At 64.6% G+C, this 25323-nt stretch carries 18 protein-coding genes, 2 tRNA genes, 2 rRNA genes and 1 riboswitch (1 of these 23 running past the window's edge); of the genes, 11 read left to right on the plus strand and 11 right to left on the minus strand.

Going from position 1 to position 25323, the window contains the following annotated elements:
* From QX073_RS30390 to QX073_RS30405, 4 genes are all read right to left on the minus strand, one after another.
* Positions 1-590: ribosomal RNA gene (locus tag QX073_RS30390) — 23S ribosomal RNA — on the minus strand (it extends 2255 nt beyond the left edge of the window).
* A gap of 424 nt (positions 591-1014) precedes the next feature.
* Positions 1015-1090, minus strand: a tRNA-Ala gene (locus tag QX073_RS30395).
* Positions 1091-1143: 53 nt separating this feature from the next.
* A tRNA-Ile gene (locus QX073_RS30400) sits at positions 1144-1220 on the minus strand.
* Positions 1221-1453: 233 nt separating this feature from the next.
* Positions 1454-2942 (minus strand): 16S ribosomal RNA (locus QX073_RS30405).
* Together the 16S and 23S rRNA genes with 2 tRNA genes alongside form the textbook arrangement of a ribosomal RNA operon.
* Positions 2943-3744: 802 nt before the next feature.
* Here QX073_RS30405 and QX073_RS30410 point away from each other — a divergent pair.
* Positions 3745-5808: a M23 family metallopeptidase gene (locus QX073_RS30410; RefSeq protein WP_315753801.1), complete on the plus strand. Its 2064-nt coding sequence runs from the start codon at positions 3745-3747 to the stop codon at positions 5806-5808.
* Positions 5809-5906: 98 nt separating this feature from the next.
* Here QX073_RS30410 and clpB read toward each other — a convergent pair whose 3' ends face one another.
* Complete coding sequence (gene clpB, locus QX073_RS30415) at positions 5907-8546, minus strand: ATP-dependent chaperone ClpB (RefSeq protein WP_316171777.1); 2640 nt, start codon at positions 8544-8546, stop codon at positions 5907-5909.
* A gap of 223 nt (positions 8547-8769) precedes the next feature.
* Here clpB and QX073_RS30420 point away from each other — a divergent pair, with 223 nt between their 5' ends.
* Positions 8770-9555, plus strand: a complete 786-nt coding sequence (locus tag QX073_RS30420) for an MOSC domain-containing protein (RefSeq protein ID WP_316226846.1) — start codon at positions 8770-8772, stop codon at positions 9553-9555.
* Positions 9556-9873: 318 nt separating this feature from the next.
* On the opposite strand, the gene QX073_RS30425 is transcribed toward QX073_RS30420, so the two are convergent.
* A complete protein-coding gene (locus QX073_RS30425) occupies positions 9874-10530 on the minus strand; it encodes a TIGR02594 family protein (RefSeq protein ID WP_315718092.1) in 657 nt (218 codons plus the stop codon).
* A gap of 256 nt (positions 10531-10786) precedes the next feature.
* Between QX073_RS30425 and QX073_RS30430 the strand changes: the two genes are divergently transcribed.
* Entirely contained in the window at positions 10787-11647 is an 861-nt protein-coding gene (locus QX073_RS30430) for an alpha/beta hydrolase (RefSeq protein WP_316226847.1), read from the plus strand.
* Positions 11648-11909: 262 nt separating this feature from the next.
* Here the strand turns inward: QX073_RS30430 and QX073_RS30435 are convergent, their stop codons facing one another.
* Positions 11910-12329 (minus strand): secondary thiamine-phosphate synthase enzyme YjbQ, encoded by a 420-nt coding sequence (locus QX073_RS30435; RefSeq protein WP_315755973.1) that lies wholly within the window; start codon positions 12327-12329, stop codon positions 11910-11912.
* Between the two features lie 376 nt (positions 12330-12705).
* On the opposite strand from QX073_RS30435, the gene QX073_RS30440 reads away from it, so the two are divergent.
* From QX073_RS30440 to QX073_RS30455, 4 genes are all read left to right on the plus strand, one after another.
* Positions 12706-13437 carry a BTAD domain-containing putative transcriptional regulator gene (locus tag QX073_RS30440; protein ID WP_315826647.1) on the plus strand — a complete coding sequence of 244 codons (732 nt, stop codon included), beginning with the start codon at positions 12706-12708 and terminating at the stop codon, positions 13435-13437.
* A 190-nt stretch (positions 13438-13627) separates the two neighbouring features.
* Entirely contained in the window at positions 13628-14770 is a 1143-nt protein-coding gene (locus tag QX073_RS30445; RefSeq protein ID WP_316226848.1) for a hypothetical protein, read from the plus strand.
* 114 nt (positions 14771-14884) lie between these two features.
* A complete protein-coding gene (locus tag QX073_RS30450) occupies positions 14885-15115 on the plus strand; it encodes a hypothetical protein (RefSeq protein WP_315718098.1) in 231 nt (76 codons plus the stop codon).
* A gap of 52 nt (positions 15116-15167) precedes the next feature.
* The gene (locus QX073_RS30455; protein ID WP_316195501.1) at positions 15168-17219 is read left to right on the plus strand and encodes a S8 family serine peptidase; all 2052 of its coding nucleotides are present in this window, start codon (positions 15168-15170) and stop codon (positions 17217-17219) included.
* Between the two features lie 670 nt (positions 17220-17889).
* On the opposite strand, the gene QX073_RS30460 is transcribed toward QX073_RS30455, so the two are convergent.
* The 3 genes from QX073_RS30460 to QX073_RS30470 all read right to left on the minus strand — a co-directional run bounded on the left by QX073_RS30460 (position 17890) and on the right by QX073_RS30470 (position 20170).
* The gene (locus QX073_RS30460) at positions 17890-18225 is read right to left on the minus strand and encodes a GIY-YIG nuclease family protein (RefSeq protein ID WP_316226849.1); all 336 of its coding nucleotides are present in this window, start codon (positions 18223-18225) and stop codon (positions 17890-17892) included.
* 61 nt (positions 18226-18286) lie between these two features.
* A complete protein-coding gene (gene metW, locus QX073_RS30465) occupies positions 18287-18952 on the minus strand; it encodes a methionine biosynthesis protein MetW (RefSeq protein ID WP_316226850.1) in 666 nt (221 codons plus the stop codon).
* A gap of 3 nt (positions 18953-18955) precedes the next feature.
* Positions 18956-20170, minus strand: a complete 1215-nt coding sequence (locus tag QX073_RS30470) for a homoserine O-acetyltransferase (protein WP_315718101.1) — start codon at positions 20168-20170, stop codon at positions 18956-18958.
* Between the two features lie 91 nt (positions 20171-20261).
* A riboswitch (SAM riboswitch) is annotated at positions 20262-20341 on the minus strand.
* A 197-nt stretch (positions 20342-20538) separates the two neighbouring features.
* Between QX073_RS30470 and QX073_RS30475 the strand changes: the two genes are divergently transcribed.
* Genes QX073_RS30475 through QX073_RS30485 form a run of 3 tightly spaced genes read left to right on the plus strand, consistent with a single transcriptional unit; the run spans position 20539 to position 23439 of the window.
* Positions 20539-21372, plus strand: coding sequence for a chorismate mutase (locus QX073_RS30475; protein WP_315718102.1), 834 nt, complete (start codon positions 20539-20541; stop codon positions 21370-21372).
* 37 nt (positions 21373-21409) lie between these two features.
* The gene (hisC, locus tag QX073_RS30480) at positions 21410-22507 is read left to right on the plus strand and encodes a histidinol-phosphate transaminase (protein ID WP_316226851.1); all 1098 of its coding nucleotides are present in this window, start codon (positions 21410-21412) and stop codon (positions 22505-22507) included.
* Positions 22504-23439, plus strand: a complete 936-nt coding sequence (locus QX073_RS30485; protein ID WP_315753824.1) for a prephenate/arogenate dehydrogenase family protein — start codon at positions 22504-22506, stop codon at positions 23437-23439. Before hisC ends, QX073_RS30485 begins: the two co-directional genes overlap by 4 nt.
* A gap of 2 nt (positions 23440-23441) precedes the next feature.
* Here the strand turns inward: QX073_RS30485 and QX073_RS30490 are convergent, their stop codons facing one another.
* Complete coding sequence (locus QX073_RS30490) at positions 23442-24626, minus strand: DUF2125 domain-containing protein (RefSeq protein WP_316226852.1); 1185 nt, start codon at positions 24624-24626, stop codon at positions 23442-23444.
* A gap of 99 nt (positions 24627-24725) precedes the next feature.
* Here QX073_RS30490 and QX073_RS30495 point away from each other — a divergent pair, with 99 nt between their 5' ends.
* Positions 24726-25322 (plus strand): gamma-glutamylcyclotransferase, encoded by a 597-nt coding sequence (locus QX073_RS30495; protein WP_409977989.1) that lies wholly within the window; start codon positions 24726-24728, stop codon positions 25320-25322.
* Position 25323 lies beyond the last annotated feature (1 nt).

The following is a 25323-nucleotide window of genomic DNA, read 5'->3' on the forward strand; positions in this document are numbered from 1 at the left end:
CAGGTCTATTTCACTCCCCTCGTCGGGGTGCTTTTCACCTTTCCCTCACGGTACTGGTTCACTATCGGTCGCTGAGGAGTACTTAGGCTTGGAGGGTGGTCCCCCCATGTTCAGACAGGATTGCACGTGTCCCGCCTTACTCGAGCATGAATGTTCGCATTACCCATACGGGGCTATCACCCTCTGAGGCCCTGCTTTCCTGACAGGTTCTGGTTGGCTTACATTCATGACTGGCCTGGTCCGCGTTCGCTCGCCACTACTAGCGGAGTCTCGGTTGATGTCCTTTCCTCCAGGTACTTAGATGTTTCAGTTCCCTGGGTTCGCTTGAAACCTCCTATGTATTCAGAGATCTCATACCTTCTCTTGATAACCGGAAATCCAAAACCTCACGGCCTTGAATTCTCACAGTCTCCTGTTTGAACCCCAAAACCAAGGTCTTGGAGTTCCGGCTATCGAAGGTGGGTTTCCCCATTCGGAAATCCGCGGATCAAAGCTTCTTCGCAGCTCCCCACGGCTTATCGCAGCGTAGCACGTCCTTCATCGCCTCTCAGCGCCAAGGCATCCACCGAACACCCTTAAGGCACTTGATTGCTCTCATTATCAATGTCCACACACTCGGCAGAATGTTGTCAGCTCCCCACCTGCCCCGAGGGACAAGCGTTGGAAGCCGCAGGACACTGATTAGAAAGACCAGCTTGCTTCTTAAGATCGAACCGATGGCCGTGCGGTCAAGCGCAGCCAACAGAGTCATTTACAACAGACAGGATGCTTCACAGCTTCCAGCCTGCGCCGAAATGACCCGGAGATAGTGAAGTGTCGGTGCATAGTCGAAGCGCGGACCGCTTGCGCGGTGACGCTCCATTGCACGACCCAACTCGGATCGATCTCCTCTTCACGATGTCAGATAACACGCAGTCTTCTGTAATCCCGGTGAGGATCAGAAGATGCGAAGTGTTGTCTCGCGGACGATGTTGAATCAGCGCTGTCAAGCGATCGCTCGGCAATCAGACCATCTGGTGGAGCCAGACGGGATCGAACCGACGACCTCATGCTTGCAAAGCACGCGCTCTCCCAGCTGAGCTATGGCCCCGTAACCAGAAGACGAATGCCAAGCCAGACCAGAGAGTGAGAGACGCCAGAAAGTGGTGGGCCTGGGAAGACTTGAACTTCCGACCTCACGCTTATCAAGCGCGCGCTCTAACCAACTGAGCTACAAGCCCTAACGCTCGAAGCTCGTCGCCACCCTGCCCGCGAGGGCAAATGCAGCAACCGCGCAGCCCCAGGCAGCGTGTTCGTCCGCGAAGAAAGAGAAACGAAGACGGCGAAATCCCGCCAATGGAGCTCACGCAAGACCTGGCGGTCTCGGTGGCCCCTGATGTTTCTAAAACAGCTCGATAGCTGACCGGTCCGAAGACCAGCCGATCCGAAGATCATGCTGAAGAGCCATCCTTAGAAAGGAGGTGATCCAGCCGCAGGTTCCCCTACGGCTACCTTGTTACGACTTCACCCCAGTCGCTGACCCTACCGTGGTCGGCTGCCTCCATTGCTGGTTAGCGCACCGCCTTCAGGTAAAGCCAACTCCCATGGTGTGACGGGCGGTGTGTACAAGGCCCGGGAACGTATTCACCGTGGCGTGCTGATCCACGATTACTAGCGATTCCAACTTCATGGGCTCGAGTTGCAGAGCCCAATCCGAACTGAGACGGCTTTTTGAGATTTGCGAAGGGTTGCCCCTTAGCTTCCCACTGTCACCGCCATTGTAGCACGTGTGTAGCCCAGCCCGTAAGGGCCATGAGGACTTGACGTCATCCCCACCTTCCTCGCGGCTTATCACCGGCAGTCTCCTTAGAGTGCTCAACTAAATGGTAGCAACTAAGGACGGGGGTTGCGCTCGTTGCGGGACTTAACCCAACATCTCACGACACGAGCTGACGACAGCCATGCAGCACCTGTGTTTCGGGCTCCGAAGAGAAGGTCACGTCTCTGCGACCGGTCCCAAACATGTCAAGGGCTGGTAAGGTTCTGCGCGTTGCGTCGAATTAAACCACATGCTCCACCGCTTGTGCGGGCCCCCGTCAATTCCTTTGAGTTTTAATCTTGCGACCGTACTCCCCAGGCGGAATGCTTAAAGCGTTAGCTGCGCCACTAGTGAGTAAACCCACTAACGGCTGGCATTCATCGTTTACGGCGTGGACTACCAGGGTATCTAATCCTGTTTGCTCCCCACGCTTTCGTGCCTCAGCGTCAGTATCGGGCCAGTGAGCCGCCTTCGCCACTGGTGTTCTTGCGAATATCTACGAATTTCACCTCTACACTCGCAGTTCCACTCACCTCTCCCGAACTCAAGATCTTCAGTATCAAAGGCAGTTCTGGAGTTGAGCTCCAGGATTTCACCCCTGACTTAAAGACCCGCCTACGCACCCTTTACGCCCAGTGATTCCGAGCAACGCTAGCCCCCTTCGTATTACCGCGGCTGCTGGCACGAAGTTAGCCGGGGCTTATTCTTGCGGTACCGTCATTATCTTCCCGCACAAAAGAGCTTTACAACCCTAGGGCCTTCATCACTCACGCGGCATGGCTGGATCAGGGTTGCCCCCATTGTCCAATATTCCCCACTGCTGCCTCCCGTAGGAGTTTGGGCCGTGTCTCAGTCCCAATGTGGCTGATCATCCTCTCAGACCAGCTACTGATCGTCGCCTTGGTGGGCCATTACCCCACCAACTAGCTAATCAGACGCGGGCCGATCTTTCGGCGATAAATCTTTCCCCGTAAGGGCTTATCCGGTATTAGCACAAGTTTCCCTGTGTTGTTCCGAACCAAAAGGTACGTTCCCACGCGTTACTCACCCGTCTGCCGCTGACGTATTGCTACGCCCGCTCGACTTGCATGTGTTAAGCCTGCCGCCAGCGTTCGCTCTGAGCCAGGATCAAACTCTCAAGTTGAACTTGAAGCTTTGAACCGGCTGATCACAACGTTTGACGAGGTCCCACCAATCGATCTCCACGCTTCACAGCGCGAAAACCATGGTGTTACCTTTGAAACATTGTCCGCCGAAGTCTTCTCGTCCGATCCCAGAACCAAAAGCCGAAGCCCTCAATCCCGAGACCCGCAAGGACTCCGCCGTCCACGTTTCTCTTTCTTCATCTTCACTTGTCAAACAGCCCGGGACCTCGGTCCCACCCTCGGATGGAGGGGTGCCCAACATCTTCCGACGTCGATGAGCAACCGGGTTTTACCGGTTGTGCATCACTCAACAGAAGTGAGGAGCAATATTGGCGCGAATGCTCGCCTCGGTGTGTCCCGAAGCGGCGCCGCGCTCAGTGATCGGGTTTATAGGGGGGGCCGATCGGGGTGTCAACGCCCAATGTCAACAAATCGTCGCATCGAATCATTTTTTTCCGGACAGCAGGAGAACCCCGACTTCTTGCGGACTTCGTGCCCCACTTGGGCCACAATCCTGCGACGATTTGTTAAGCATCGACCTGGGTTGATTTGGGTCCAGCGGGGACTGCCATCGATTCAAGGATGATCCAGATCAAGGAAGTGGCGAGCCCTTCGCCTGATACGGCCGAGACGACATCGAGAGATCCTGAAGAACAATAGCGGTTTGCGGATTCCGGCTTTCCAGCCAGAGAGTCTCGAACCGTCAGAAGCGCGCCATCATTCCGAGCCGTTTGTCTTGGACGTTAAGCCAACCGGCAGCTGAGTGATCCCGGTGCTGACTTTGAATTTGGGGGACGAAGGTTGAACCATCGGACGTCACGCGGGGGGTATGGACGCGAGGTCGGCATGATCGATCTCGGTCATGAGCCGCCGCTATCGGTCGATGGCTCCGAGGCCGCGGTGATCGACCGCCGCCGCGTTTCCGTACAATGGTTCTCTGGTACGATTCTGACGGGTCTATGCGGCGCAGCCCTCATCGGCGGCGCCGTTTTCGCCTCGCTCGACGGCGAAATGACCTTCGCGCGCATGCCGGAGCGGATGGAGAGCGCGCTGCGCGGCGCCTTCGGTGCCAATGACCGCGTCGCCACCCTGCGCAAGAGCGACCGCCTGCCGCCGCCGAGCGAAGCGGCCGCGGCCCGCAATGTGGTGCGCATCTCGACCGTGACCCGCGCGGGATCGCGCGAGCTCATCCGGGTCCGTCCCTATGTCCGGATCTCGGGCAACCTGTCGATGACGACGAGCGATCTTTCCGCCAAGATCCCGCCGTTCAACGCCCAGCGCCTGCTGAGCGACACCGACAACGACAAGACAGGGTCCGGCGAGGATCCGAACAATCCCGAGGCCGTCGAGCCCGACGCCGAGGTCTCGTTCGTGACCAAGGATCTCGCCGCGGTGCTCCCCAAGGCGAAGATCGCAACCTCGGTGGCGCTCGACGAAATCGTCATGCGGGTCCGTGATGCGGCGAACTGGCGCGGCTACAATGGCGGCGTACGCTACGCCTCGCTTGCCAATGCCGCCGCCGACGCGGCCGGCGCGCAGGCCGTCCAAGGCGGCGACCTGAAACTGTCCTATGCCAATGACGGCACCTTGCCCGATCCTTACGCCGGCTTCGAGACCCGGGTGGTGCCGGAAAATGTCACCTTGCTCCCCAAGACCAAGGACCAGATCACCGGCGGCAATCCACTCGGCGAGCGCGTCCACCTGGTCAAGAAGGGCGATACCGTCGCCTCGATCCTGCGCGACCAGGGCGCGACGCCCGACGAAGCCAAGGCGATCGCCGCCCAGCTCGGCCCGCGCGGCCGTGACGGCGGCCTGAAGGAAGGCGAGAAACTGCGCATCCTGATGGCGCCATCCAGCCCTGCCCCCGGCGCCCGGCTACAGCCGTTCCGGGTCATCGTCGCCAACGACACCATGATCGAGGCGGTGGCCGCGCTGTCGGACCTCGGACGATACGTCGCCGTGGACGCGCAGAGCATGAACACGGTCACCGAGACCGCCGACAACACCAATGACGAGGAGGATGACGGCACCGGTGTCCGCCTCTATCAGAGCATTTACGAGACGGCGATGCGCAACAAGGTGCCCGCGCCGGTCATCGAGGACATGATCCGCATCTACTCCTACGACGTCGATTTCCAGCGCAAGGTGCAGCCTGGGGATTCGTTCGACGTCTTCTATGCCGGCGACGACGACGACAAGCCTGGCAACAACGACAAGACCGAGGTGCTGTTCACTTCGCTGACGGTCGGCGGCGAGACCAAGAAATACTACCGGTTCCAGACCCCCGACGACAGTGTCGTCGACTATTACGACGAGACCGGCAAGAGCGCGAAGAAGTTCCTGGTGCGCAAGCCGGTCAACAACGCGATCATGCGCTCCGGCTTTGGCGGCCGCCGCCATCCGATTCTCGGCTTCGTGAAGATGCACACCGGCGTCGACTGGGCCACCGCCTACGGCACCCCCATTTTCGCCTCCGGCAACGGCGTGCTCGAGAAGGTCGGCCAGGAAGGCGGCTACGGCAAATATATCCGCATCAAGCACAACAACGGATACGAGACCGCCTACGGCCACATGTCGGCGTTTGCCAAGGGCATGGAGCCCGGCAAGCGCGTGCGCCAGGGCCAGGTCATCGGTTTCGTCGGCTCGACCGGCATGTCGACCGGCCCGCACGTCCACTATGAGATCCTCGTCAACGGCCGCTTCGTCGACCCGATGCGCGTGAAGCTGCCGCGGGGCCGGTCGCTCGAGGGCCCGATCATGGCCAACTTCGAGAAGGAGCGCGACCGCGTCGACCAGATGATGACCAGCCGCGGCACCGGCGCCTCGCGCATCTCGGACGCCGGCCCGATCCAGGTCAGCCGGTGAGCGAGACCCCTCGCCCCCCAAAGGCGCGTTCAACTGAAAACGGCCCGCGCTGATCTCTCAGCGCGGGCCGCTTCCGTTTCAGTTCGGCGAAACGCCGCTCAGTTCAGCTTGCGCTTCGGAATCGGCGCCTCGAAAGTCGCGATCTCGGCAGTGTGCGGCACCTTGCCGTTGAAGGTCAGCACATTGCCTTCGGCCGAGATCGTCATGTGATCGCCGTCCTTCACGTCTCCGGCGAGGATCATCTCGGCGAGCGGATCCTGCACGCTGCGCTGGATCACCCGCTTCAACGGCCGTGCGCCGTAAGCCGGATCCCAGCCCTTGGCGGCGAGCCAGTCGCGCGCGTCGCCATCGAGCGACAGCGTGATCTTGCGCTCCTCCAGGAGCTTCTGGAGACGTCCGAACTGGATCTCGACGATCCGGCCCATCTCGCTCTTCTGCAGGCGGTGGAACAGGATGATCTCGTCGACGCGGTTGAGGAACTCGGGTCGGAAATGGCTCCGCACCGTGCCCATCACCAGCTCGCGCACCTCCGACGTATCCTCGCCCTCCGGCTGATTGACCAGGAACTCGGAGCCGAGATTGCTGGTCATGATGATCAGCGTGTTGCGGAAGTCGACGGTGCGGCCCTGGCCATCGGTCAGGCGGCCGTCGTCGAGCACCTGCAAGAGAACGTTGAACACGTCCGGATGCGCCTTCTCGATCTCGTCGAACAAGACGACCTGGTACGGCCGGCGCCGCACGGCCTCGGTCAGCGCCCCGCCCTCGTCATAGCCGACATAGCCGGGAGGCGCGCCGATCAGCCGCGACACAGAGTGCTTCTCCATGTACTCGGACATGTCCAGGCGGACCATCGCGGTCTCGTCGTTGAACAGATATTCGGCGAGCGCCTTGGTCAGCTCGGTCTTGCCGACGCCGGTCGGGCCTAAGAACATGAACGAGCCCATCGGCCGGTGCGGGTCCTGCAGGCCGGCGCGCGAGCGCCGCACGGCGGTCGCAACCGCATGCACGGCCTCGAACTGGCCGACGACGCGCTTGCCGAGCGAGTCCTCCATGCGCAGGAGCTTGTCCTTCTCGCCCTCGAGCATCTTGTCGACCGGCACGCCGGTCCAGCGCGAGACCACCTGCGCGATGTGGTTGGCGGTGACCGCCTCCTCCATCATCTCGCCGGCATTCTCCTTGGCCTCGATGTCGGCCAGCCGCTTCTCAAGTTCGGGAATCCGGCCATAGGCCAGCTCGCCCGCCTTCTGATACTCGCCGCGGCGCTGCGCGTTGGCGAGCTCGATGCGCAGACCGTCCAGCTCGCTCTTGAGCTTCTGCGCGTTGGACAGCTTGTCCTTCTCGGCGCTCCATTTCGACGTCAGCGCCGCCGACTTCTCCTCGAGATCGGCGAGCTCCTTCTCCAGCGCCTGCAGCCGCGTCTTGGAGCCGAGATCGCTCTCCTTCTTCAAGGCCTCCTGCTCGATCTTGAGCCGGATGATCTCGCGATCCAGCGAGTCCAGTTCCTCGGGCTTGCTATCGACCTGCATCTTCAGCCGCGCCGCCGCCTCGTCCATCAGGTCGATGGCCTTGTCGGGCAGGAAGCGGTCGGTGATGTAGCGGTTCGACAGCGTGGCCGACGCCACCAGCGCGGAGTCGGTGATGCGCACGCCGTGATGCTGCTCGTATTTGTCCTTCAGGCCGCGCAGGATCGAGATGGTATCCTCGACCGTCGGCTCGGTGACGTAGACCGGCTGGAACCGCCGCGCCAGCGCGGCGTCCTTCTCGACGTGTTTCTGATACTCGTCGAGCGTGGTCGCGCCGATGCAGTGCAGCTCGCCGCGAGCGAGCGCGGGCTTCAGCAGGTTCGACGCATCCATCGCGCCGTCGGCCTTGCCGGCACCGATCAGGGTGTGCATCTCGTCGATGAACAGCACGAAGCTGCCTTCGGCCGACGTGACCTCCTGCAGCACGGCCTTCAGCCGCTCCTCGAACTCGCCGCGATATTTCGCGCCGGCGATCAGCGCGCCCAGATCGAGCGACAAAAGCCGCTTGTCCTTCAGGCTCTCCGGCACGTCGCCATTGACGATGCGCAGCGCGAGGCCCTCGACGATCGCGGTCTTGCCGACGCCGGGCTCGCCGATCAGCACGGGATTGTTCTTGGTCCGACGCGACAGAACTTGAATGGTGCGGCGGATCTCCTCGTCGCGGCCGATCACCGGATCGAGCTTGCCGTCGCGCGCCGCCTGGGTCAGGTCGCGGGCATATTTCTTCAGCGCATCATAGGCGTTCTCGGCGGTCGCCGAATCGGCCGTGCGGCCCTTGCGCAAGGATTCGATCGCTGCGTTGAGGTTCTGCGCGGTGACGCCGCCCTTGGCGAGGATGCCGCCCGCTTCGCTGTTCTTCTCCAGCGTCAGGCCGAGCAGCAGCCGCTCCACCGTGACGAAACTGTCGCCGGCCTTCTCAGCCGCCTTCTCCGCCGCGTCGAAGGCGCGCGCCAGCTCGGGCGACAGATAGATCTGCCCGGCGCCGCTGCCCGAGACCTTCGGCAGCTTGCCCAGCGCATCCTCGGTCGCCTTCAAAATCGCACGCGAATTGCCGCCGGCGCGGTCGATGAGACCGCCAGCGAGTCCCTCGCCGTCGTCGAGCAGGACCTTCAGCAGATGCAGCGGCGAGAACTGCTGATGGCCGTCGCGCATCGCCAGCGACTGCGCCGATTGGATGAAGCCCCGCGCGCGCTCGGTATATTTTTCGATATTCATGATGTTTCCCTCAGCCTGCTGTGACGCCCCGAAGGCACGGCTTCAGCATCTTCATTGGGTTTCGGACCGCGCACGTTGACGTCCATCAACGCCGCAACCATTGACGTCGCCGGCTTGCGCCCGGCTTGAGTGGAAATGTGGGAAGGCGGTGCGAAAACGGAAGAGGCCGCTTCACAAATTCGTGTGCCCTGGCCGCGGCCAAGGGAATCTCCTATGAGGCGGCATGAGCCAGACCCCTCCCGCGCGCATCGCCGGCCTGTACCGCTATCCCGTCAAGGGCCTTACCCCGGAACCATTGCAGAGGGCGCCTTTGCGGGTCGGCCAGACCCTGCCGGCCGACCGCCGCTACGCGCTCGAGAACGGTCCCAGCGGATTCGATCCCGCAGCTCCGGTCTGGAAACCGAAGACGGCGTATCTGATGCTGATGCGCAATGAGCGCCTCGCCGGCTTCAAGACCATCTTCGACGACGCGACGAACATCCTCACCATCCGCAAGGACGGCGCGATCGTCGCCCAAGGCGATCTCGAGAGCCCCGACGGCCGCGCGGCGATCGAGCGCTTCTTCGCGGGCGAGTTCGCCGCCGAGCTGCGCGGGCCGCCAAAGCTGCTGTCGGGCGGTGGTTACGCTTTTACGGATCTGGCGCGTAAGGTGGTCTCGATCATCAACCTCGCCTCCATTGCGGAGATCGAGACCTTGGTCGGCGCTCCCGTGCACCCGCTGCGCTTCCGCGCCAACGTCTACGTCACCGGCTGGCCGGCCTGGCACGAGACCTCGCTCATGGGCGAGACGCTGCGCATCGGCTCGGCGCGGCTCAAGGTCGTGAAGACCACCACCCGCTGCGCCGCCGTCAACGTCGACCCGGACACGGCCGCCCGCGACCTCGACATCCCGCCCGCGCTGATGACCCGGCGCGGCAACAATGAATGCGGCATCTATGCCGAGGTGATCGAAGCCGGCGATATCGCCGTTGGCGACGAACTCGCCGTGGAGCAGCCGCGGCTGACGTGAATCACCGCCTCTCCCCGCGTCATCGCGAGGAGCCGGAGGCGGCGAAGCGATCCAGACTTTCCGGCCGGCCCTGGATTGCTTCGCTCGCGATGACGAAACCGGCACCGGAGTTGGATCCGATCTCTCGCCGTACCGATGGTGCGCTCCCTCCCCCGCTTGCGGGGGAGCGTTGGGGTGAGGGCGCCCCACGCGAGATCTTCGTGTGGAGAGAGGTCCCCCACCCGCATCGCATCGAAGATGCGATGCGACCTCCCCCGCAAGCGGGGGAGGCGCACACCGAGCGAGCCTCGACAGCTCGATTCATCAGTTCGAGAGTTCTCAGTTCGGCATCACGTAGGCGTACACCCGCCCCCGCGACACCGCGCTCTCGCGGACGCGGTTGCCGTTGTTGCCGGAGATGACGATCGGGTTGCCCTGGGCATCGACGCCCGACACCACGCCGACGTGGCCGCCGCCGCGGCGGCTCATCACCGCGATCGCGCCGACCTGCGGGCCGGAGACGCGCTGGCCATAGCTCGCGAACGAGCGCGCCATGTCGGAGCCGGTGCCGCGATGGCCGGTGCGCTCCAGCACCATGTTCATGAAACGGGCGCACCACAGGCTGCGCCGGCCGGTCGGATTGCCGCTGCCGATGAAGCTGCGCGCCGCGGAAACGACGCTGCTGCCGCCGCCGAAGCCGCCGGACGACGCCATGCCGTCGGACGCCGTTCCCGGCATCATGACGCTGGCCTGCGCGTCGGCAACGCCGCTCACCTGCACCCGCGCCACGCCGCGCTCCCAGCGCGACAGCCGGGCGACGGAACGCCGGTGGTGATGATGCCCTGCGTAGTGATGGCCGCCGTGGCTGCGGTGGGCATGATGCCCCGAGCCGTGATGCGGACGGGCCGATGCCGGTGTTGCGGTGACGGCGACGACTGCCGAGCACATGGTCAGCGCAACGACGTGAAGCGACCGGCGAAGGGTAGACACAACCATACTCAATCCTTCTGTTACTTCCCCCAGTACCCTGACTTGGCACCCCCTGGTCCTCAGCGCGGCCCCTCTGCAAGCCGCCAGCGGGGTCCGTAAAAAGTCGCGGTGTGACGAAACCATGACCTTCGGCGGCGAAAGACTGGCGACGAGAGGGTGATTCCGGGTCTATCTTGAGGCGAAAACAAGGCTACTGGCCCGGCCATTGTCGCGTGTCGCGCGACTCGTCAACATGCGGCACGTGACACGGGAGGAGCTGACGATGCCCCACGCAACGGCCAAAGACGGCGTTCGCCTCTATTTCGAAGAGGTCGGCGCCGGCACGCCGCTCATCTTCCTGCACGAGTTCGCCGCCGACCACACCAACTGGGAGCCGCAGTTGCGCTATTTCGCGCGCCGCCACCGCTGCATCGCCTACTCCGCGCGAGGCTACACGCCCTCGGAGGTGCCGGCCGCGCCCGACGTCTACAGCTACGTGCACTTCTACACCGACGCCCTGGCGGTGCTGGACCATCTCGGCATCGACAGCGCCCATTTCGTTGGCCTGTCGATGGGCTCGTACTCCTCGCTGCAGGTCGCGCTGAACGCGCCCGGCCGCATCCGCTCGATGGTGCTGGCCGGCGTCGGCTCCGGCTCCGACCTCACGCAGCTCGACGCCTTCCGCGCCCAGTGCCGCGCCACGGCCGAGCAGTTCGAGACCCTCGGCTCGGCCGAGACCGCCAAGGTCACCCGCGAGGCGCCCGGCCGCATTCCCTTCCTGATCAAGGACCCACGCGGCCACGCCGATTTCTACGCCGCACTCGCTCGCCACGACGCCAGGGGCTCGGCCAACACCATGCGCGGCTTTCAAGGCGCGAGGCCCTCGATCTACATCATGACGGATGCGATCCGCCGCGTCGCCACGCCCGCGCTGATCATTTGCGGCGACGAGGACGACGCCTGCATCGAGCCGAGCCTGTTCCTCAAGCAGCACCTGCCGGCGTCGGGACTGACGTTCTTCCCGAAGTCCGGCCATGTGCTGAATCTGGAGGAGCCGGCGTTGTTTAATGAGGCCGTGGAGCGCTTCATCACCCTGGTCGAGGCCGGCCGTTGGGGCCTGCGGGATCCAAGGTCGATGGTGTGATGACCTCCGGAAGCGCCTCTCCTTCGTGGCTGAATCACCGACGCCTCGCAGCCCTGCATTGTCGTCCCTGCGAACGCAGGGACCCATAACCACCGGCTTCAATGGGACGATGGCTGGTAGTTGTGCCTCACCGATAGATTCCGCGGTATGGGTCCCTGCGTTCGCAGGGACGACAGCGGAGATTGTGGCACGGACCAACCCGGCCGTGACGACATGGGTCAGTCGGAGGCGTCAACGCATCCGGAAACGGCGACACCGCCCCCTACTCCCCGATGATCTTGATCAGCACGCGCTTGCGCCGACCGCCGTCGAACTCGCCGTAGAAGATCTGTTCCCACGGACCGAAGTCCAGCCTGCCTTGCGTGATCGCGACCACGACCTCGCGGCCCATGATCTGGCGCTTCATGTGGGCGTCGGCATTGTCCTCGCCGGTCCGGTTGTGCCGATAGCCCGCCACCGGCTCGTGTGGCGCCAGCTTCTCCAGCCATTGCTCGTAGTCGAAATGCAGCCCGCTCTCGTCGTCATTGATGAAGACCGACGCGGTGATGTGCATGGCGTTGACGAGCACGAGCCCCTCGCGCACGCCACTCTCCTTCAGCGCCGCCTCGACATCATCCGTGATGTTGATGAAGGCGCGACGGCCCGGTGTCTGGAACCAAAGTTCCTTGCGGAACGATCTCATCGGAACAATCCCGTGCTTCATCACCATGGCCATAGGATACCGCAACGCGCGTGTCCGTCCTCGAGTGTGGCGTAGCTCACAGCGTGCGGTTCCAGCTGCGCCCAGACTGGACCCGATGGAGTGCATACTGCAAGCCACAACGGCACGGTCTCGCTTCGTCCTACAATCCAAGATTGAACCGAACGTTGCTCGGACAGACTTAACTGCATTGCCGATCTCATTTCGACGATGACAACGACAGCGTGGCGGCTCGCCGTTCGGCGACGACCGTGCAGACCTGATCGGGCTGCAGCCGCTCAATCTCATCGCACGAGAAGCTCGACTTCTGCAGGCAAGGCGCCGATCGCAGCGAGTCGCCATTCAGAGGAGAGAGACAATGAGTCTGCTGCGTATCAATCTCTTTGGCGGTCTTGAAATCAGACGCGTCTCCGGCGAGCAGGTCGTCATCCCAAGCCGCAAGGCGGCAACGCTCCTGGGCTATCTCGCCCTCACCTCTCCGCACGGCATTTCACGCAGCAAGCTTGCCGCCCTCCTGTGGGAAGGCCGCTTCGGCGACAACGCGCGCGCAAACCTGCGCCAGGCGCTGTTGACGCTGCGCCGGGTGCTGCCGCAATGCACCGAGGTGATCTCGGCGGAACGCGACGACATCCGCATCCATCCGAACGCCGTCACGACCGACGTGCAGGAATTCGAGGTGCTGCTGCAGCTCGGCGATCTGGAAACCATGGCCCGCGCCGCCGCGCTGTTCCGGGGCGAGTTGCTCGACGGCATCAGCTCGACGTCCTGCGCGTTCGAGGCATGGCTCTCCGCCGAGCGTCAACGACTGAAGACGCGGGCGATCCGGGCGATCGCGGGCCTGCTGGACGTCGGCGGCCGGGAACATGTGGAGATCGCCACGACGTTCTCATTGCGTGTGCTGGCCGCAGATCCGCTGCAGGAGGACGTCCACCGCACCTTGATGCGCTGCTACGCGCAGCAGGGCCGCCGTGCCGACGCCCTGCGTCAATATGACTTCTGCCGCACCGTGCTGCGAAAGCAGGTCGGCGCCACGCCGGAGAGCGAAACCGAGAGCCTGCAGCGCGAAATCAGGCGCATGCTACGCGTCTGACGATCCGCGTGATCTTGCTCCATGCGTTCCACACATGATCGATTTTGACGGCACTTTCACGCCCCGCTTGACACTTGCATCACGGCCACGCGCGCAACATCGCCCTCGATCGACGTCGCGCAGCAACTACGCCTGATGAGGTCAAGCGGCGCGCCGCTCGAAGATCAAACAACGAGCGAGGAGGCTCAACATGAGTGGCATGCAGCAGTCGACTGAGGACTATGGTCAATTGAATCCCGAAGGGATCTTCGGCTCCGTTCTCGGCAGGTTCGCCGGACAGGCGATCGGACGCCTGATCGGCGGCAAGACCGGCCGCGACTTTGGCGGCGCCATCGGCGGAATCGCGGGCGGGTTCGCGCCGTTCTCGGTCGGCCCCGGCACCGAGCAGCCGTCGGAGATGGAGTTGCAGGGCTTCTGGAGCGTGCTCAAGAAGATCGGTCAGGGCGTCCAGACCGGCCTCAACGTCGGCCACAACCTCGGCATCTTCAGCGCCGGCCCGCAGGCCGCAGCCGCCGCGCAGCCGACCGACATGGAGCTGCAGGGCTTCTGGAGCGTGCTCAAGAAGATCGGACAGGGCGTCCAGACCGGCCTCGACGTCGGCCACAACCTCGGCATCTTCAGCGCAGGCCCGCAGGCCGCAACCGCTGCGACGCAGCCGACCGAGATGGAGCTGCAGGGCTTCTGGAGCGTGCTCAAGAAGATCGGTCAGGGCGTCCAGACCGGCCTCAACGTCGGCCACAACCTCGGCATCTTCAGCACCGGTCCGCAAGCGGCACCCGCAGCGGCGCAGCCGACCGACATGGAGCTGCAGGGCTTCTGGAGCGTGCTCAAGAAGATCGGTCAGGGCGTCCAGACCGGCCTCAACGTCGGCCACAACCTCGGCATCTTCAGCACCGGTCCGCAAGCGGCACCCGCAGCGGCGCAGCCGACCGACATGGAGCTGCAGGGCTTCTGGAGCGTGCTCAAGAAGATCGGTCAGGGCGTCCAGACCGGCCTCGACGTCGGCCACAACCTCGGCATCTTCAGCGCTGGCCAGCCGGGCCAGCAGACGGCGGCCGCGCAGCCCACCGACATGGAGCTGCAGAGCTTCTGGAGCGTGCTCAAGAAGATCGGTCAGGGCGTCCAGACCGGCCTCAACGTCGGCCACGACCTCGGCATCTTCAGCGCCGGCCAGCCGGGCCAGCAGGCGGCGGCCGCGCAGCCGACCGACATGGAGCTGCAGGGCTTCTGGAGCGTGCTCAAGAAGATCGGACAGGGCGCGCAGACCGGCCTCAACATCGGGCACACGCTCGGCATCTTCAGCACCGGCCAGCCCGCAAGCACGATGCACTAGGACGGCGGATCTGAAGCAGCGACCCGCGCCATTCGCAACGCGGGTCCAAGCAAGCAAGGCGGTGGGCGCACGAACAGTCCGCCCACCGCCGACCTGACATGGAGGGAGCGACGCATGGCGGATCCGAACTCAGAGCAGGAATTCATCGTGCAAGGCGAGCCGGTCAAGTCCGGCCAGCTTGCTGATCATTTGAGCCGCGAGCCCGGCGTGAAACGCGTCGGTCAGGTCGCGCCCGACGTCGTCATCCTGTCGATGACGAAGAGCCAGGCCGACCGCCTCCGATCGACTTTCAGCACGATCGTGGTGGAGCCGAATGCTCCGCTGAAACCCTTTGGCGCCGGCTGACTTCAGCCGCGCCCCCCGACGATGTCACGAGCGAGGATGAAGGAGCCCGCAAATGGCCGCACGAAGCAAACCTGAAATCTCGGATCCGAAGGATGCGGCCGGCACGGCCGTCAACGGCACCGGAGCACGGCCCGGAGCGGGGCAGCCACCAGCCGAGGCCGTTGCCGCACCGCGGGCGGCAACGCCGGTAGCCGCCGCTGCAGCCCCTGCCGCGCAAGGCACGGGCCGAAGCGACGGCGGCAAGGACGGCGGCAAGGCGCCGCCGGCAGCGGACCAACCCGTCGCAACGATCTCGCAGCGACGGGCGCAGTACATCCTGGCCCCGCGCCAGCAGACGGGGCTTGCGACCTTCAGCGCCGACTTCATCGTCCAGCAACTGACAAACACTCCGGACATCGACGTGGTGAAGACCATCCAGCCGCCGCGCCTGCTCGGATTCCAGAGCGCCGACCCGGGGCAAGCCCCGCTCGGCCCGATGGTGCTGGCCCGCATGGCGCCCGACAAGGCCGAATTGCTGAAGGCCCAGGCCGGCGCACGGCTCGCGGTCGAGCGCGATGCGCCGCTCACCTACATGCTCGATCCGACCGTCCCGCAGGTGCCGGCGCCGCACCAGCTTCCCAATCCCGGCGTTCTCATTCCCTTGGCCGACGGGTTCTCGACGACGATCGAAGTGGTCGGCGAGAGCGGCCCGCTGCCGGAGGTGGAAGTGTACGTGTTCGGCAGCGTATGGCCGGTTCAGGGCGTCACCGACGCCAGCGGCCGCGTCACGCTCAAGATTCAGGGCGAGACGCCCGACACCATCCGCTCGATCCTGATCAAGCCGCGGGTCGATTACTGGACCTTCTGGCTCGATCGTCCGCAACTGACCCCCGACAGCGTGAACCGCATCGCCGCGAAGACGCTGGGCGCCTACCTGCGCGGCTTTCCCGGGCAGCAATTGCTGGGATGGGGCCAGCGCGCGATGGGCCTCGACCGCGTTCCCCTCGCCTACAATGGCGCAGGCGTGAAGATCGCGGTGATCGATTCCGGCGCAGCACCAACCCATCGCAATCTGCACGGCGTCACGATCGGCAAGAGCATCGTCGGCAATGATCCCGCGAGCTGGACCATCGATACGATTGGCCACGGCTCGCATTGCGCCGGGATCATCGCCGGCGGGCCTGTCGGCAGCGGCGGAGGCATTCGCGGCTTCGCTCCGGCGGCCGAAATCCATGTCTGCCGGATCTTCCCGGGGGGCCGGTTCAGCGATCTCGTCTCGGCGCTCGACTACTGCATGGAGAACGGCATCGACGTCGCCAACATGAGCCTGGGCGGCGGCGAGCCGTCGCAGATCATCGAGGAGCGGATCCTGCGGGCCAAACAGATGGGCCTCGCCTGTATCGTCGCCGCGGGAAATTCGTCGGGGCCGGTCCAGTTTCCCGGCTCGACGCCGCATTGCCTGTCGGTCGCCGCGATGGGCAAATGGGGCGAGTTTCCCGAGGACAGCTTCCACGCCCAGCAGGCGCTGGACGGCTTCCGCAGCAGCGACGGATATTTTCCGGCCAAGTTCAGCTGCTTCGGGCCGGAGATCGACGTCTGCGCGCCGGGCGTCGGCATCGTGTCCTCGCTGCCGGCCGATGGCTTCGGCGCCTGGGACGGCACCTCGATGGCGACGCCGCACGTCACCGGCCTCGCCGCGCTGGTGCTGGCGCATCATCCCGACTTCAAGGGTCCGTTCGCGACGCGCGACGCGCGGCGTGTGGAGCGGCTGTTCCAGATCCTGAAGGAGACATCGACGCCGCTGCAATTCGGCGATCCCAATCGTGCAGGAGCCGGGCTGCCGAATGCGATGCGCGCCCTCGGCCTGGAGGCGAGCGTGGCCTCCGCGCCCGCGGCCGATCCCTCGCTCGACGTGCTCCGTCGCCTGTTGGGACTGGCGCGCGGCGCGCCGAACGCCGCGACGTCTCCGACGCTGGCGCCGCAGGCGCCCAATGGCAAGCTCAACGGATCCGGTTCGGTTGCCCGGGGCCCGGCAACGACCACCGGCGAGTGGTCCAGCCCGGCGGTCGGTGATCCCAGTCCGGCGCAAATCCGCGACATCATGCACAAGGTCGGCTTGCTGTAGATCACGGGCAAGCCGTAGGAACGGCATCAGACGTTGTACGACGGGCAGTTTGCGCATGAGCGTCATGCGCGAATTGCCCGTCGTGTTAGTTCGTCGCACGTTTGGCACTTGCGCCGTCGGGCAAATCAGGCGCAGATTTCCGCGCGTCCCGCCTCGCAGCAAGAGGGGCGTATCGCGGTCGTCACGAGCGCTGAGTGTGGGATGCGATGGGCGTGTCGGATTGCGCGTGGGGCTTGCCTCGCGCGGACGAGCAATTCCGGCACGCACGGTCAAGTCGCGCGGTCCTGGCATCCCGACGCTGATGCCAAGTTTGTTGTGGTGTTCTGCATCACGCGGACGACGGTGGCCAGAAAGCCCGGCGCACCGGGGAGAACGCGAAGCAGCCGTTCAACCATCGCGCAGGGAAGGCCGGGTGTTCCGGCTCGTACCTGTGGTTCCTGCCGCCTGCATTTTTTCCGCAGGCGGGCCATGGGTGCGGCCAGCATCCGGCCTTCCCTGCGCCTCTTCGTTATCGGAGGCGATGCATGACGCATAGCTCGGGCGCAGATGCGCCGCGAGGACGCCGGGTCATGTCTCAGCTTCCACCCGCTCTTTGAAAAGTGAAGATCGCCCCCCAAGCTCGTCATGGCCGGGCTTGTCCCGGCCATCCATGTTGCTCCTCGTGCACGGTCTAGCTTGCGATCGTCTCGAAGAGATCATTCCAGTCAGGATTGCTCGCAATGATCAGTCCCACCTTCCAGGCACGCGACCAATGCTTGATATTGTGCTCGCGCTGGATCGCGCTCTGAATATCATCGTAAACCTCGAAATACACGAGGCGCTTCAAGCCATATCGCTTGGTGAAGCTATCAACGAAGCCGCATCGATGCTGATAGACGCGCTGCACGAGATCGCTGGTCACACCGATGTAGAGCGTGCCATGGGGACGATTGGTCATGAAATACACGTAGCCGCCCGCCATGGCGCCATACTGCAAGACGTGGATGGCCGGGACGAGCCCGGCCATGACGTGGAGAGAGCGGAAACACAAACGTCGATAGGCCCCCTGGGAACGGTCGCCCCCTGCCCTACCTTCCCTTCTCCGCCCTGCTCAGCAGGAACACGCCCTGCTCGCCGAACATGTTCCAGAACCACCAGGGCATCGCGACGCGCAAGGGACGGCCGTAACTATCAAGCGCGACGGCGCGCTCCATCTTGACGCCGATCTCATTGCAGAGCTGCACGAAGTCCTTGATGGTGCAGAAATGGATGTTCGGCGTGTCGTACCAGGTGAAGGGCAGATTGTCGGTTCGCGGCATGTGGCCGCCGACGAGCAGTTGCAGGCGCAGCCGCCAGAAGCCGAAATTCGGAAAGGTGACGATGGCGCGACGGCCGATGCGCAGCAGATTCTCCAGCACGACCTTGGGCTGCCGCGTCGCCTGCAAGGTCTGCGACAGGATCACATAGTCGAACGCATCGTCGGGATAGTCGACAAGATCGGTGTCGGCGTCGCCCTGCACCACCGCGAGCCCCTTGGCGACGCAATGATTGACGCCCTCGCGCGACAGCTCGATGCCGCGGCCGTCGATGCCGCGGCTCTCCAGCAGCTGCAAGAGATCGCCGTCGCCGCAGCCGATGTCGAGCACCTTGGAGTCGCGCTCGACCATGCCGGCGACCAGCAGATGATCCGGCCGATAGGCCAGCACCTCGCCGCCGGAAAAGCCGTTCAGCGGCAACACGCCCTGCATGCTCATGGCTCAGCCTCCGTTCGCGGCGTTGAGGCCGCGCGCCTTGCCGGCGGAATCGAGAAAGGCGCTGGCGATCTCGAAGAACTCGGGGACGTCGAGCAGGAACGCGTCGTGCCCCTTGTCGGTCTCGATCTCCGCGAACGACACCCGCGCGCTGGAGGCATTGAGCGCATGCACCAGCGCCCGCGATTCCGCGGTCGGAAACAGCCAGTCGCTGGTGAAGGACACCACGCAGAAGCGGGTCTGGATGCCGCGGAACGCCGCCGCCAGCACGCCGTCATGATCGGCGGCGATGTCGAAATAGTCCATCGCCCGCGTCAGATAGAGATAGGAGTTGGCGTCGAAGCGCTCGACGAAGGACGAGCCCTGATAGCGCAGATAGCTCTCGACCTGGAAATCGGCGTCGAACGAGAACGTCGGCAGTTCGCGGTCCTGCATGCGGCGGCCGAACTTGCGATGCAGGGCGGCATCCGACAGATAAGTGATATGCGCGGCCATCCGTGCCACCGCGAGGCCGCGATGCGGATGAGTGCCCTTGTCGCCGTAGCGGCCGTGGTCCCAGTCGGGATCGGCCATCACGGCCTGGCGGCCGAGCTCGTGGAAGGCGATGTTCTGCGCCGAGTGCCGGGTGGCGCAGGCGATCGCGAGATTCGCGAACACGCGGGTGGGATAGGCCACTGTCCATTGCAGCGCCTGCATGCCGCCCATCGAGCCGCCAACCACGGCGAACAACGTGTCGATGCCGAGATGATCGATCAGCATCGCCTGCGCGCGCACCATGTCGGGGATGGTGATGATCGGGAAATCGAGCCCCCACACCTTGCCGGTGGCGGGATTCAGCGAGGCCGGGCCGGTCGAGCCCATGCAGCCGCCGATCACGTTCGAGCAGATGATGAAATAACGGCTCGGGTCGAGCGGGCGGCCAGGGCCGACCAGCGTCTCCCACCAGCCGGGCTTGCCGGTGACGGGATGGCGGTTGGCGACGTGCTGGTCGCCGGTCAGGGCGTGGCAGACCAGGACCGCGTTGGACCTGTCGGCGTTGAGTTCGCCATAGGTCTGGTAGGCGATCTGGAACGGCGACAGGTCGACGCCGCAATCGAGCCTGAGCGGCTTGTCAGCGCCGAACTGCGCGACCAGCGAGCTCGGATGATCGACCTCGTGCGAGCGCTCTTCGGGCGCAATCGTGCGCAGCGCGGAGGTGGGTTTCGGCGTCAGGCCTGTCATGTCTCTCACCCCGGCCATCCGGCAAGGGCTCCCGAACCACGTGACATATCAGGCCATGAAAAACCCGGCCTGAACTGGGGTTCGGCCGGGATCGATAACGTCCCCGGCCTGTTTAGCGAGTTTTTTAACGTGGCTGCAAGCCGGCCGGCTCAAATGACCACGGAACAGGCAGAAACTAGTCCCGCGGGCGCTCCGCGTCAAGGCAAGCTGGGGTTGACCGCCGATCGGGCGCCCCACGGCTGCAAACCAGCCAAGCCTAGACGGCACAAGGTAAACTTGCTGTTGCGCGCGTCTCCCGCATCGGAGAGAACGACATCCGTTCCAGTCGGCCGCACGTTAACCGGTGGCCTGCGAAGAGTGACCAGCCCATGTCCAACCCGCCGCCTGCCCCGCCTTCGCTTGCCGATTTGCGCAAGGAGATCGACGCGATCGACGAGCAGGTCCATCAGCTCCTGATGAACAGGGCCGACATCATCGACCGGCTGATCAAGGTCAAGAAGACCCAGGAGGTCGGCTCGGCATTCCGGCCGGCGCGAGAGGCCGACATGATGCGGCGCCTGGTGCAGCGCCATCGCGGCATCCTGCCGCTCGACACCGTCGAGGGCATCTGGCGCGTGATCGTCTCGACGTTCACTTACGTGCAGGCGCCGTTCTCGGTTCACGCCGACGTGTCGGTCGGCGAATCCGCGATGCGCGATTCCGCCAGGTTCCATTTCGGCTTCGTGGTGCCTTATGTCGCCCATTTCAGCGCCCAGGCCGCCGTCGAAGCCGTGGCGCGCTCGAAGGGCGATCTTGCGCTGGTGTCGACGACATCGGGGCATACGCCGTGGTGGATCACGCTCGAGCCCGTGGGCGCGCCGAAGATCATCGCCCGGATGCCGTTCATCGAGCGTGCCGACCATCCGGCGGCGCTGCCGGTGTTCGCGGTGTCGCGGGTCGCCGACGACGCGCTCGTGCTGGAGGTCGAGACCTGGAGCATCCGCGTCTCCGGCTGGAATGCGCAGGTGTCGCGCGCGCTGTCGCCGCTGGCCGACGTGGTCGCGGTGCCCGATACCGCCTTCGACGGCGCCGCGCTGCTGGTGTCGATCGAGGCGCCGTCGAACCTCGACAAGATCAAGGCTGCCCTAATCGCGGCGGGCGCCTCGGTCCGCTCGACGGCCCTCGTCGGCGGCCATGCGAAACGCTATACGGTTCCGAGCTGAGACGCCTCGCGCCAGTGACGATTTTCCGGAGTTGATGATGAACCGCCCCGTGCCGAACCCCGGCATCCTCGACATCGCGCCCTACACGCCGGGCAAGAGTCCCAAGCCGGAGCCTGGCCGCAAGGTTTTCAAGCTGTCGGCCAATGAGACCCCGTTTGGACCCTCGCCGAGGGCGATCGAGGCGTTCAAGAGCGCGGCCACACATCTGGAAGATTATCCGGAAGGGACTTCCCGGGTGCTGCGCGAGGCGATCGGCCGCACCTACGGCCTCGATCCCGACCGCATCGTCTGCGGCGCCGGCTCCGACGAGATCCTCAATCTGCTGGCACACACCTTTCTCGGCCAAGGCGACGAGGCGATCTCCACCGCGCACGGCTTTCTGGTCTATCCGATCGCGACCATGACCTGCGGCGCCAGGAACGTGGTTGCCGCGGAGACGGAGTATCGCACCGATGTCGACGCCATCCTTGCCGCGGTGACGCCGCGCACCAAGCTGGTCTGGCTCGCCAACCCGAACAACCCGACCGGCACATACATCCCGTTCGACGAGGTCAAGCGGCTGCGTGCCGGCCTGCCGTCTCATGTCGTGCTGGTGCTCGACGCCGCCTATGCCGACTACGTTTCGCGCAATGACTACGAGTTCGGGCTCGAGCTGGTGGCGACGACCGAGAACACGGTCGTCACCCATACCTTTTCCAAGATCCACGGCCTCGCGGCGCTCCGCGTCGGCTGGATGTTCGGCCCGGCGCACATCGTCGATGCGATCAACCGAATCCGTGGGCCGTTCAACGTCTCCTCGCCGGCGATGCTCGCCGCGGTCGCCGCGATCGAGGACACCGCGCATCAGCAGATGTCGAAGACGCACACGGAAACGTGGCGCAACTGGCTGACCGAGGAGATCGGCAAGCTCGGGCTGAAGGTGACGCCGAGCGTCACCAATTTCATCCTGATCCACTTCCCGACCGACAAGGGCAAGACCGCGGTCGAGGCCGACGCATTCCTGACCCGGCGCGGCCTCGTGCTGCGCGCGCTCGCCAACTACAAGCTGCCGAACGCGCTGCGCATGACGATCGGCACCGAGGAAGCCAATCGTCTGGTCGTGGAGGCTCTCAGCGAATTCATGAGGGCGAAATGAGCGTCGCGGGGCGGTTCGAACGCATCGCGCTGATCGGCTTCGGCCTGATCGGCGGCTCGATCGCGCGGGCGGCGCGGCTGCAGGGCGTGGCCGGCGAGATCGTCACCACCGCGCGCTCGGAGAAGACTCGCGCGCGCGTCGCCGAACTCGGCCTCGTCGACCGCGTCGTGGCGAGTAATGCGGAGGCGGTCAAGGATGCCGACCTCGTCATCCTCTGCATTCCCGTCGGCGCGTGCGGTCCGGTCGCGGCCGAGATCGCGCCGCATCTGAAGCCCGGAGCCATCGTCTCCGACGTCGGCTCCGTGAAGGGCGCCATCGTTCGCGACATGGCGCCACATCTGCCAGCGCATGTTCATTTCGTGCCGGCGCATCCGGTCGCCGGCACCGAGAATTCGGGACCGGATTCTGGTTTCGCCGAGCTGTTCATCAACCGCTGGTGCATCCTGACGCCACCCGACGGTGTAGATGCCGACGCGATCGATCGTCTCCGCGCGTTCTGGGCGGCGCTCGGCGCCAAGGTCGAGATCATGACGCCGGATCACCACGACCGCGTGCTCGCGATCACCAGCCATCTGCCGCATCTGATCGCCTACACCATCGTCGGCACCGCCGACGAGCTGGCGCAGGTGACGGAATCCGAGGTGATCAAGTTCTCCGCCGGCGGCTTTCGCGATTTCACCCGCATCGCCGCCTCCGACCCGACGATGTGGCGCGACATCTTCCTGAGCAACAAGGATGCGGTGCTCGACATGCTCGGCACCTTCACCGAGGACCTCTCCAAGCTGACGCGGGCGATCCGCCGCGGCGACGGCGATGCGCTGTTCGATCACTTCACCCGCACCCGTGCGATCCGCCGCGGCATCGTCGATATCGGCCAGGATTCGGCGGCGCCGGACTTCGGCCGGCCGCTGCCGCAGTTGAAGAAGAGCTGAGGTCAGAACAGCGGCGGGACGCGGGCGACCTTGAACGGACCGAGCACGACGACGCCATCGGAGAAGCGCAACGGGAAGGTCCGCGCCTTGCGCCCTTCGAGGGTGGCCTCCTTGCCGAGCGCATTGATGCCGAGCGCGACGCCGACATTGGCGTTCTGCTTGACGACCTTGCCGAGGCCGGGAATGGCGCGGTCGAGCGCACCGAGCAGGTTGTTGACGTCCTGCGACTTCACACCCGGCGCTACGCGATCGAGCGTCCCCTGCGGCACGCCGTTTTCGAGCATCTTGTCGAGACCGAGCGCCGGAATGACCTTTTCGATCCCGGCCACCGTCATTTGCACTTCGCCATCAATGCCGCCATTGGCGGTCAGGCTGAGCGTGCCCGACGCAACGGCCAGCAGCTCGCCCTGCTGGATGCGCGACTGGACGATCTCGACATGACCGCCCGCCGCCTGGATCTCGCGAAACCGCTCCGGCCAGGGTTTGGGCCGGAAGTCCTTGAGACCCGTGACGCGGGCCTGGATGTCAGTATTGAACGGTTCGGCAAGCAGAGGATGGCTGCCTTGGATGCTGCCGCTTTCGATCTGCAGCGCAGTCTCCAGCACCGTATGGTCGGACGGCGTGCCGTCGGCGAAGCGGCCGTGCAACTCGACGTGATCGGCGCGCGCGGCGGGCACGGCTGTCCCGCCCTCGATGCGGTCGATGGTCGGTTGTTCGAACACGAGGTCGGCGCGCTGTGGCGGCCCTGGCAGGCCGCGGACACTGGCCTCGCCGACGCGCCAGTTCGCGGAGAACGAGGTCGGTCCGCGCCCATCAGCAATCGTCGCGGGTCCCTTGAACTCCGCGATGAGCCGCTTCGGGTCCCACACCTGGGCGACGACGAGGATCTCGTCGAGCTTGGCATTCATCAAAGGCGTGCCGGCGGCCTGCGAGAACAGGTCCACGCTCGGATCCGTGCAGCGGACCTCGAGCCGGAACGGGAAGCCCGCGACCGAGCGCTTCGCGCAGTCATAGACGCGTCCCGATTTTGCTTCGCGCGCACGCCAAGCGTCGGCCTGGACATCCACTTGCGAAGCGGCGAAGAACCAGAATGCGCTCCACGCAACAGCGGCGATCAGGAGCAGAACGGGAGCTATGAAGAGCCCCCAACGAGAGCGCCTGCGGCGCGCTTGCGGCAAACGAGACATGCAGGACACCCTTTGGGCAGCAATTTTGGCAATTCGGCGATCACGGATTGTGTATCTAAATTAACAATTCGCGAGCATCACACTTAGGCTTCCGCATTGATGTCCGCAATGACCCTCTCCGAACGCGACCTTCCCCACGGCGACCTCTGGGTCTTCGGCTACGGCTCGCTGATGTGGCGGCCCGGATTCGCTTTTCTCGAGCAGGTGCCGGCGCGGCTGATCGGCGAGCATCGCGCGCTCTGTGTGTATTCGTTCGTCCACCGCGGAACGCCGGAGAAGCCGGGCCTCGTGCTCGGTCTCGATCGCGGCGGCGCGTGTCGCGGCATTGCGTTCCGGGTGGCAGCAGACAAGCGCGACGAGACCATCGCCTATTTGCGGGCGCGTGAGCAGGTAACCTCGGTATATCGCGAAGTGACGCGCTCGGTTTGGCTTGAAAACGACGCGCGCGAGCGGGTGAGCGCGCTGGTCTACGTGGTCGATCGCGGCCACGTGCAATATGCAGGCCGGCTGTCGCCACAGGAGCAGTTGCGCCATGTGCGCCAGGGTCACGGCCAGTCCGGCGCCAATCGCGACTACGTGATCTCGACCGTGAAGGCGATCGAGGCGCAGGGCTTTCGCGACGCGCAGTTGCATCGGCTGGCGACGATGCTGCACGATGACGGCCACTCGCTGCATCCTGCGCCAAGCAAGACATAGC

Source organism: Bradyrhizobium sp. SZCCHNS3052 (genome assembly GCF_032484495.1).
GTDB lineage: Bacteria > Pseudomonadota > Alphaproteobacteria > Rhizobiales > Xanthobacteraceae > Bradyrhizobium.

Excerpts from the sequence above, each read along its gene's own strand:
- clpB (WP_316171777.1), bottom strand. The coding sequence starts at position 8,546 with ATGAATATCGAAAAATATACCGAGCGCGCGCGGGGCTTCATCCAATCG.
- QX073_RS30420 (WP_316226846.1), top strand. The coding sequence starts at position 8,770 with ATGAGCCAGACCCCTCCCGCGCGCATCGCCGGCCTGTACCGCTATCCC.
- QX073_RS30425 (WP_315718092.1), bottom strand. The coding sequence starts at position 10,530 with ATGGTTGTGTCTACCCTTCGCCGGTCGCTTCACGTCGTTGCGCTGACC.
- QX073_RS30430 (WP_316226847.1), top strand. The coding sequence starts at position 10,787 with ATGCCCCACGCAACGGCCAAAGACGGCGTTCGCCTCTATTTCGAAGAG.
- QX073_RS30435 (WP_315755973.1), bottom strand. The coding sequence starts at position 12,329 with ATGAGATCGTTCCGCAAGGAACTTTGGTTCCAGACACCGGGCCGTCGC.
- QX073_RS30440 (WP_315826647.1), top strand. The coding sequence starts at position 12,706 with ATGAGTCTGCTGCGTATCAATCTCTTTGGCGGTCTTGAAATCAGACGC.
- QX073_RS30445 (WP_316226848.1), top strand. The coding sequence starts at position 13,628 with ATGAGTGGCATGCAGCAGTCGACTGAGGACTATGGTCAATTGAATCCC.
- QX073_RS30450 (WP_315718098.1), top strand. The coding sequence starts at position 14,885 with ATGGCGGATCCGAACTCAGAGCAGGAATTCATCGTGCAAGGCGAGCCG.
- QX073_RS30455 (WP_316195501.1), top strand. The coding sequence starts at position 15,168 with ATGGCCGCACGAAGCAAACCTGAAATCTCGGATCCGAAGGATGCGGCC.
- QX073_RS30460 (WP_316226849.1), bottom strand. The coding sequence starts at position 18,225 with ATGGCCGGGCTCGTCCCGGCCATCCACGTCTTGCAGTATGGCGCCATG.
- metW (WP_316226850.1), bottom strand. The coding sequence starts at position 18,952 with ATGAGCATGCAGGGCGTGTTGCCGCTGAACGGCTTTTCCGGCGGCGAG.
- QX073_RS30470 (WP_315718101.1), bottom strand. The coding sequence starts at position 20,170 with ATGACAGGCCTGACGCCGAAACCCACCTCCGCGCTGCGCACGATTGCG.
- QX073_RS30475 (WP_315718102.1), top strand. The coding sequence starts at position 20,539 with ATGTCCAACCCGCCGCCTGCCCCGCCTTCGCTTGCCGATTTGCGCAAG.
- hisC (WP_316226851.1), top strand. The coding sequence starts at position 21,410 with ATGAACCGCCCCGTGCCGAACCCCGGCATCCTCGACATCGCGCCCTAC.
- QX073_RS30485 (WP_315753824.1), top strand. The coding sequence starts at position 22,504 with ATGAGCGTCGCGGGGCGGTTCGAACGCATCGCGCTGATCGGCTTCGGC.
- QX073_RS30490 (WP_316226852.1), bottom strand. The coding sequence starts at position 24,626 with ATGTCTCGTTTGCCGCAAGCGCGCCGCAGGCGCTCTCGTTGGGGGCTC.
- QX073_RS30495 (WP_409977989.1), top strand. The coding sequence starts at position 24,726 with ATGTCCGCAATGACCCTCTCCGAACGCGACCTTCCCCACGGCGACCTC.